Here is a 5,207-nt window from a genome sequence, read left to right as displayed (position 1 = left end):
GAACTCCGGCGTGAACGTTCGTTTCGTTGTCCCCATCAGACACCTTCCAGCCCCCATGGGAGCGTAGCAGAGGTGTCCACTCATTCAGAGGAGGATCACCACCAGCTGGCATCCGCGCGCTTGTGGCGCCAGCCGGTGGCGTGGGCGGCAACCGATCAGGGAAAACGTCCGCCGCCTTGGGCGCGAAATCGGGCTGCGATGTGGCCGGTAACGGCCGGCTAACCGTTCGCGCCGATCCTGAGCATCGCCCGCTGCTGATAGCCCTTTCCCCGGCTTGGCGGGCGAGCCCCGCCGGCTGTCCGGGTCAAGCAGTCGGCGGGGTCACCGACCGCCGCACGCCGAGGGGGAGAGGCGCGCGGCCGGCGCCTGTCACCGCGGTCGCACCGCGGCGCCCGGCGATGCTGCGCCCCATGACCGGGGCCGACAATCCGTTGGAAGAGGACGGGGACGGCCGGCGCGACCGGCCATCCCCGCAAGTGCATCCGACCGGCGGGCCCAGCGTCCTAGGAAGGAAACACCCGCCGGCGGCGGCACTGTGCGGGCGGGCGGGGCCGCGTGCAAGGCTGGGCCCGGCCGGGTCCATAAGCCGTCTCGCGCGCGCGTAAGCACTCGGAAAGTTCGCGTAAGGGCGTTTATGGAGCTTCCTGGTTCGCGTCCGCCTGGGCGGCCTCGCGCAATTTGTCCCGCAGCTCTGCGGGGAGCCATGCCTCTTCGCCCAGATAGATCCAATCCAGCGGCACGCGCACCATGCGCGCAAGGACGATGGCGGCGGTATCCACGATGCGGGCCGCGCTGCGGGACCACGAGAAGCGGTTCTGAGGCGGGCAGGGGTCACCCACCGCTCGCAGCAACAGAGCTCTCCGCACATGGGCTAGCGGCGGCTGGCGGCGCCATGCAGTTGATCTGGCGCAAGGCGCGGGGTCCTGGCTCATGCATCCTGTTGCAACCCCCTCGCGATGGAGCTCGCCCTGCGGAAGGGCGCGCGTTAGCCACGCCGATGCCGGGCAGCGCACGCATGCTGCGAGGAACCCGCTCATGACGGAGCCGCGCAACCGGGTTGTTCGTTTGAAGCGCTTCGGCGGCCCTGACGGGCTGGAAGTGGTCGACGCTCCCCTGCCGACAGCTAGCCGGGGCGAGGTGCGGGTCCGCGTGCTCGCCTCAAGCCTGGAGTACACCGACGTGGTGATCCGGCGCCGCCTCTACCCGCAGACGATCCACTACCGGCCGCCGCTCGTGCTGGGCTACGACGTGGTCGGGGAGATCGACCAGCTCGGTGCCGGCGTGGCAGGCTTCCAGCTTGGCGACCGTGTGGCCGACATGACGGTCCTCGGCTCGAACGCCGCCTGGCGGACGCTCCGGGCCGACCGCCTGATCCGCGTGCCGGCTGGCGTCGACGCGGCGGAGGCGGCCGCGTTGATCCTGAGCTGGACAACCGCATACCAGCTCCTCCACCGCGCAGCCCGGGCGCAGGGGGGCCAGCGCGTGCTCGTGCAGGGCGCCGCCGGCGCCGTCGGTCAGGCGCTGCTTGCGCTTGGCAGGATGGCCGGGCTCGAGCTGTGGGGCGCGGCGCCTGGCGAGCACGCGGCACTCATCCGCAGGCTGGGCGCCACACCGATCGACCACCGGCGTGACGACGTCACGCGCGTCCTGCCAAGCGGGTTCGACGTCGTCTTCGATGGCATAGGTGAGGAGGACTATCGCCGCTCCTTCGCGGCGCTCAAGCCTGGCGGCCTGCTCTGCGTCTACGGCTACTCGGCGAGCGTGCAGGCGCGGCGTCGCCTGCCCACCATCCTGGCGTGGATGGCGCGCCTGTATCTGTGGAGGGGGTTGCCGGGCGGCAAGCGCGCTCGCGTCTACTCGATCAATACGATGCGGGCGCGACATCCCGCCTGGTTCCAGGAGGACCTGGAGCGGCTCTTCGATCTGCTGGCGACGGGCGCCATCCGGCCACGCGTCGCCGAGCGGATCTCGTTCGATGAGGTCGCCGAGGCGCATAGCCGCCTCGAAGCGGGCGGTCTTGAAGGCAAGCTCGTGCTATGCCCGGATCCTCGCGCCGCTCTGGGCATGAACTGCGATCCAGCCACTGCCGATGCTCGCGTTCGATAAGCCCGTCCTCGCGCGCGAGGCCGCAGAATTCGCATAATCAGCGCCGTGCCCTTCGCGCAAGGGGAATTATGGGAACAAGCGGCCTGGAGGCGGGGTCACCGGCCGCAACGCCGCGACCTTGGGAGAACACGGGCGCGGCCGGTGCCTGCCACCCTGTGTCGCTTCAGGGCGCACGAGGATGCTGTGTGCCGCGGCCGGGACTGGCAAGCCGTAGGAACCGGACGCCTCAAGGTGCAGCCGAAGCGAGCCGCGCGATGGTCTCTAGGATATGCTGTCGTTGCTCGCGCCTTTCTTCCAGAGTTTCGAGCCGTCAAACCCCACCCACGCCAGATTGGCTCTGCCGACTAAGCGAGAGTCGAAGTGGCGGACGTGAGCATGTGCGGAGGCCACGAGAATATCACGCCCCAACTATTGAGGCGACCCTGCAGATACGTACTATTTAATACATCATCTTACTGCAAACGAACTAACATAGAGTGTTGATTCGGTGTGGCATCTAAGTAGATTTCCGGCTCAGTGAAGTCAGGAGCTGCGAGATGCGTGCGCTAAGCTTGTGCGCCGCAGCCTTCGTGCTGGCTGCTGGTGCGTTCTGGGCAACGATCCTCATCGATCCACCGACCTCTCACGCTGCGGTCGCACCGCCCGTGAGCCACGCCGACAGAGCCGCAACCGATCATTGCGGCGCCTTCGGCATCTGCCCGTAGCCAGCCTCTGCCGTCCGGAAGGGGCCCTGTCATGACCACACCGTTAGGTCAGCTGCACGCACTTGCGGAAGTGGATCACTGCCTTGAGGAGGGCGCCGCTCTCCTCGCCCAGGCCGAGGAGCGCATGTGCGCCATCAGCCAAGCCGCTGCCTCTGAGGGGCACCGGCTGATGAGCGCGCACATCATCCTCAAGGCGATGCGGCGTACCCTGCAGCTGATGCAGGATCATCGCGCCGCTCTGGCCCGGCAGATCGCAGCCCTGCCTGTTGCCCCAGCTCGATCACGGCCAAGCCGTTGGTGGCTGCTTCCGGTTCGCCAGCGTGCCTACCAGTCGAAAACCCTGTGAGGCGTATCCTCTGAGCTGCTGAGGAGTTCGTCCCGATGGCTCTTCTCGTCATTGCCGTGCTGTTCCTCCTGGTGGCCCTGGCGCTTGGTGAGCCGAGCCTTGCCGACCGCCTCACGAGCTTGGACGACAGGTTGGACCCCTTCCGCGACATCATCGAGCATTAGCCGGCCTCATCGCTCGGTACCGTGGCTTGAGGGCCGTTCCCGCGCGAGATCTGCCCTGCACGTGAGTGCATGCAATGCGCCCAGCCATCGCGCCTGCCTTCGCCGATTGGGCGTTATGGGATCTCGCCGCAATGACTATGGGGGCAGCGGAAGCCCGGAAAAGGTCAGGGTTGCCGTGTAGACAGGCTGACCATCCTCGTCCTTCACCAGCACTGTGTAGATGGTCTGTTGCCCATCATCAGGCACCTCGTCTCGGGCAATGGCGGGCAAGAGGCGCTTGGCCTCCCGATAGGCATCTTCGATGGTCGCCCACTCGGACCCAACCCTATCGTGGGTCCACTTGCCGTGGTGAAAATCGAAGAAGTAGCGCGGCACAAGGTTCTCTGCAGGCAACAGGCGAGAGCACGCAGGTCTCACAGGCGCTGACGGCCAGGAAGTAGAGCCAGCGATTGTCTGCTCCTACACAGACCGTCGGAGGCAGGCCCTAACATGAGTTGGGCCCGTCCACGCGCGAGGACACGAAATTCACTGACGGGGATTTATGGAGCAGGGGCACCGGCCGCGACAGGCTGCAAGGGAAGCGCGCGGCCGGTGCCTGCGCCCCGAGGCCCTAGAGCGCGCGATGATGCTGCGCCCTCGTGAGGGCCGCCAATATCCGCAGAGACCACGCGCCCGCGCCCGGGGTGTCTCGTCCGATCAGGCAGGGGACTGCATATTGTTCCATCTGAGAGCAGGAGGATTTTCCATGCTCTCGCCTACCGGCTTACGCACCAACGGCTTCCCAGACGGGACGGTCGCAGCCGGAGAGCCGCCCTCGCTGACGGATGAGCTTCGCCAGTATCTTCAGACTGGGGTGACCCAGCAGCGCTGCCAAGCGGAGCACGTGGCGCACCTGAGGAGGATCGACCGCCGCACCTTGAGGCGCCGGCTACAGGCCGAGGGCACGACGTTCAGACAGCTTGTCAACGAGGCTCGGTTCCGGGTGGCCAAGCACCTCCTGGCTGACACCGGCATGAGCGTCGCACAGATCTCGGCCGCCCTGGGCTTCTCCGAGCCGGCCGCCTTCACGCACGCCTTCCGGCGCTGGTCGGGCATGACGCCGAGCGCATGGCGGCGGGCAAGCCAGCCCGAGCGGATGCCGGTTCCATAAGCCTGTTCTCGCGCGCGCGAGCCCTCGGATAATTCGCGTAAGTGGAATTATGGGAACAAATGGCCCCGGAGGCGGGGTCCCCGACCGCAACACCGCGACCTTGGGAGAACACGGGCGCGGCCGGTGCCTGCCACCCTGCTCGCGACAGGGCGCACCGAGGATGCTCGGCCCCGCGGTGGGAGCCGGCAAGTCGCGAGAGAACGGCTTCCCGCTCTGGTCACCTCGGCCAACGGCACTACGCGGGCGCTGACGGATCGTGGCCTCCCGACGGCACGCGGTGGGGAGTGCGGTAGACGCGGTGCAGGTTCAGCGGGTACTGGCACGGCTCGCGGCGTAGGTGGCCTGGTGCGACAGCCTTTGGGCCCGAACAGGGTGCGGGGCTGCGCCACCGGACATGGCCATTGCGGAGGCCGAGAGGGCGGCGGGATTGCTCGCGTACCCGGACGGCAGGTCGCGCGTCACGATCGTGAGAAAGACGAGCAGGCACGCCCCCATGAACAGTATCCCGAGCGTTTCAAGCACCTGCTCGGCCCATTTGCGGTTCAGGGCATGGATCGCCATGCACCCGCCTGTGAATACGGCTGCCAATGCGAGGGGAAGCACCAAGGCTTGCATAGAGGCTGGGTCTCGGGTGTGTGGACTCGACCAACCTCGGCCCGCATCGCCTGTTCCGAACACACGGCCGCGTAGGAAGCCCCAAAACGGCCGCAAGCCTGTTCCCTGCTGCTAAGGCTGCA

7 protein-coding genes are annotated in these 5,207 nt (G+C 67.2%); 4 read left to right on the top strand and 3 right to left on the bottom strand.

Translation table 11 applies throughout. From position 1 onward, the window contains the following. Positions 1-632: 632 nt before the first annotated feature. Positions 633-851, bottom strand: a complete 219-nt coding sequence (locus WDW90_RS34670) for a hypothetical protein (RefSeq protein ID WP_336492273.1) — start codon at positions 849-851, stop codon at positions 633-635. Between the two features lie 184 nt (positions 852-1,035). On the opposite strand from WDW90_RS34670, the gene WDW90_RS34665 reads away from it, so the two are divergent. The 3 genes from WDW90_RS34665 to WDW90_RS34655 all read left to right on the top strand — a co-directional run bounded on the left by WDW90_RS34665 (position 1,036) and on the right by WDW90_RS34655 (position 3,320). Next, positions 1,036-2,106 carry a medium chain dehydrogenase/reductase family protein gene (locus tag WDW90_RS34665; RefSeq protein WP_336492272.1) on the top strand — a complete coding sequence of 357 codons (1,071 nt, stop codon included), beginning with the start codon at positions 1,036-1,038 and terminating at the stop codon, positions 2,104-2,106. 735 nt (positions 2,107-2,841) lie between these two features. Further along, positions 2,842-3,156, top strand: a complete 315-nt coding sequence (locus tag WDW90_RS34660; protein ID WP_336492271.1) for a hypothetical protein — start codon at positions 2,842-2,844, stop codon at positions 3,154-3,156. Between the two features lie 35 nt (positions 3,157-3,191). Next, on the top strand, positions 3,192-3,320 hold the full coding sequence (locus WDW90_RS34655) for a hypothetical protein (RefSeq protein WP_336492270.1): 129 nt from the start codon (positions 3,192-3,194) through the stop codon (positions 3,318-3,320). A gap of 135 nt (positions 3,321-3,455) precedes the next feature. Here the strand turns inward: WDW90_RS34655 and WDW90_RS34650 are convergent, their stop codons facing one another. After that, positions 3,456-3,695, bottom strand: coding sequence for a DUF6894 family protein (locus tag WDW90_RS34650; RefSeq protein ID WP_336492269.1), 240 nt, complete (start codon positions 3,693-3,695; stop codon positions 3,456-3,458). A 370-nt stretch (positions 3,696-4,065) separates the two neighbouring features. Here WDW90_RS34650 and WDW90_RS34645 point away from each other — a divergent pair, with 370 nt between their 5' ends. Beyond that, positions 4,066-4,470, top strand: coding sequence for a helix-turn-helix domain-containing protein (locus tag WDW90_RS34645; RefSeq protein WP_431311188.1), 405 nt, complete (start codon positions 4,066-4,068; stop codon positions 4,468-4,470). 306 nt (positions 4,471-4,776) lie between these two features. Here the strand turns inward: WDW90_RS34645 and WDW90_RS34640 are convergent, their stop codons facing one another. Continuing rightward, positions 4,777-5,031, bottom strand: coding sequence for a hypothetical protein (locus WDW90_RS34640; protein ID WP_336492268.1), 255 nt, complete (start codon positions 5,029-5,031; stop codon positions 4,777-4,779). Between the last annotated feature and the right edge of the window lie 176 nt (positions 5,032-5,207).

Origin of the sequence: Methylobacterium nigriterrae (genome assembly GCF_037106235.1) — a bacterium.
GTDB classification, from domain to species: domain Bacteria; phylum Pseudomonadota; class Alphaproteobacteria; order Rhizobiales; family Beijerinckiaceae; genus Methylobacterium; species Methylobacterium nigriterrae.
This window is presented reverse-complemented; position numbering and strand designations above follow the sequence as displayed.

Bases quoted from the DNA above. Each gene is read 5' to 3' on its own strand.
- WDW90_RS34655 (WP_336492270.1), top strand. From the start codon at position 3,192: ATGGCTCTTCTCGTCATTGCCGTGCTGTTCCTCCTGGTGGCCCTGGCG.
- WDW90_RS34660 (WP_336492271.1), top strand. From the start codon at position 2,842: ATGACCACACCGTTAGGTCAGCTGCACGCACTTGCGGAAGTGGATCAC.
- WDW90_RS34640 (WP_336492268.1), bottom strand. From the start codon at position 5,031: ATGGCGATCCATGCCCTGAACCGCAAATGGGCCGAGCAGGTGCTTGAA.
- WDW90_RS34665 (WP_336492272.1), top strand. From the start codon at position 1,036: ATGACGGAGCCGCGCAACCGGGTTGTTCGTTTGAAGCGCTTCGGCGGC.
- WDW90_RS34645 (WP_431311188.1), top strand. From the start codon at position 4,066: ATGCTCTCGCCTACCGGCTTACGCACCAACGGCTTCCCAGACGGGACG.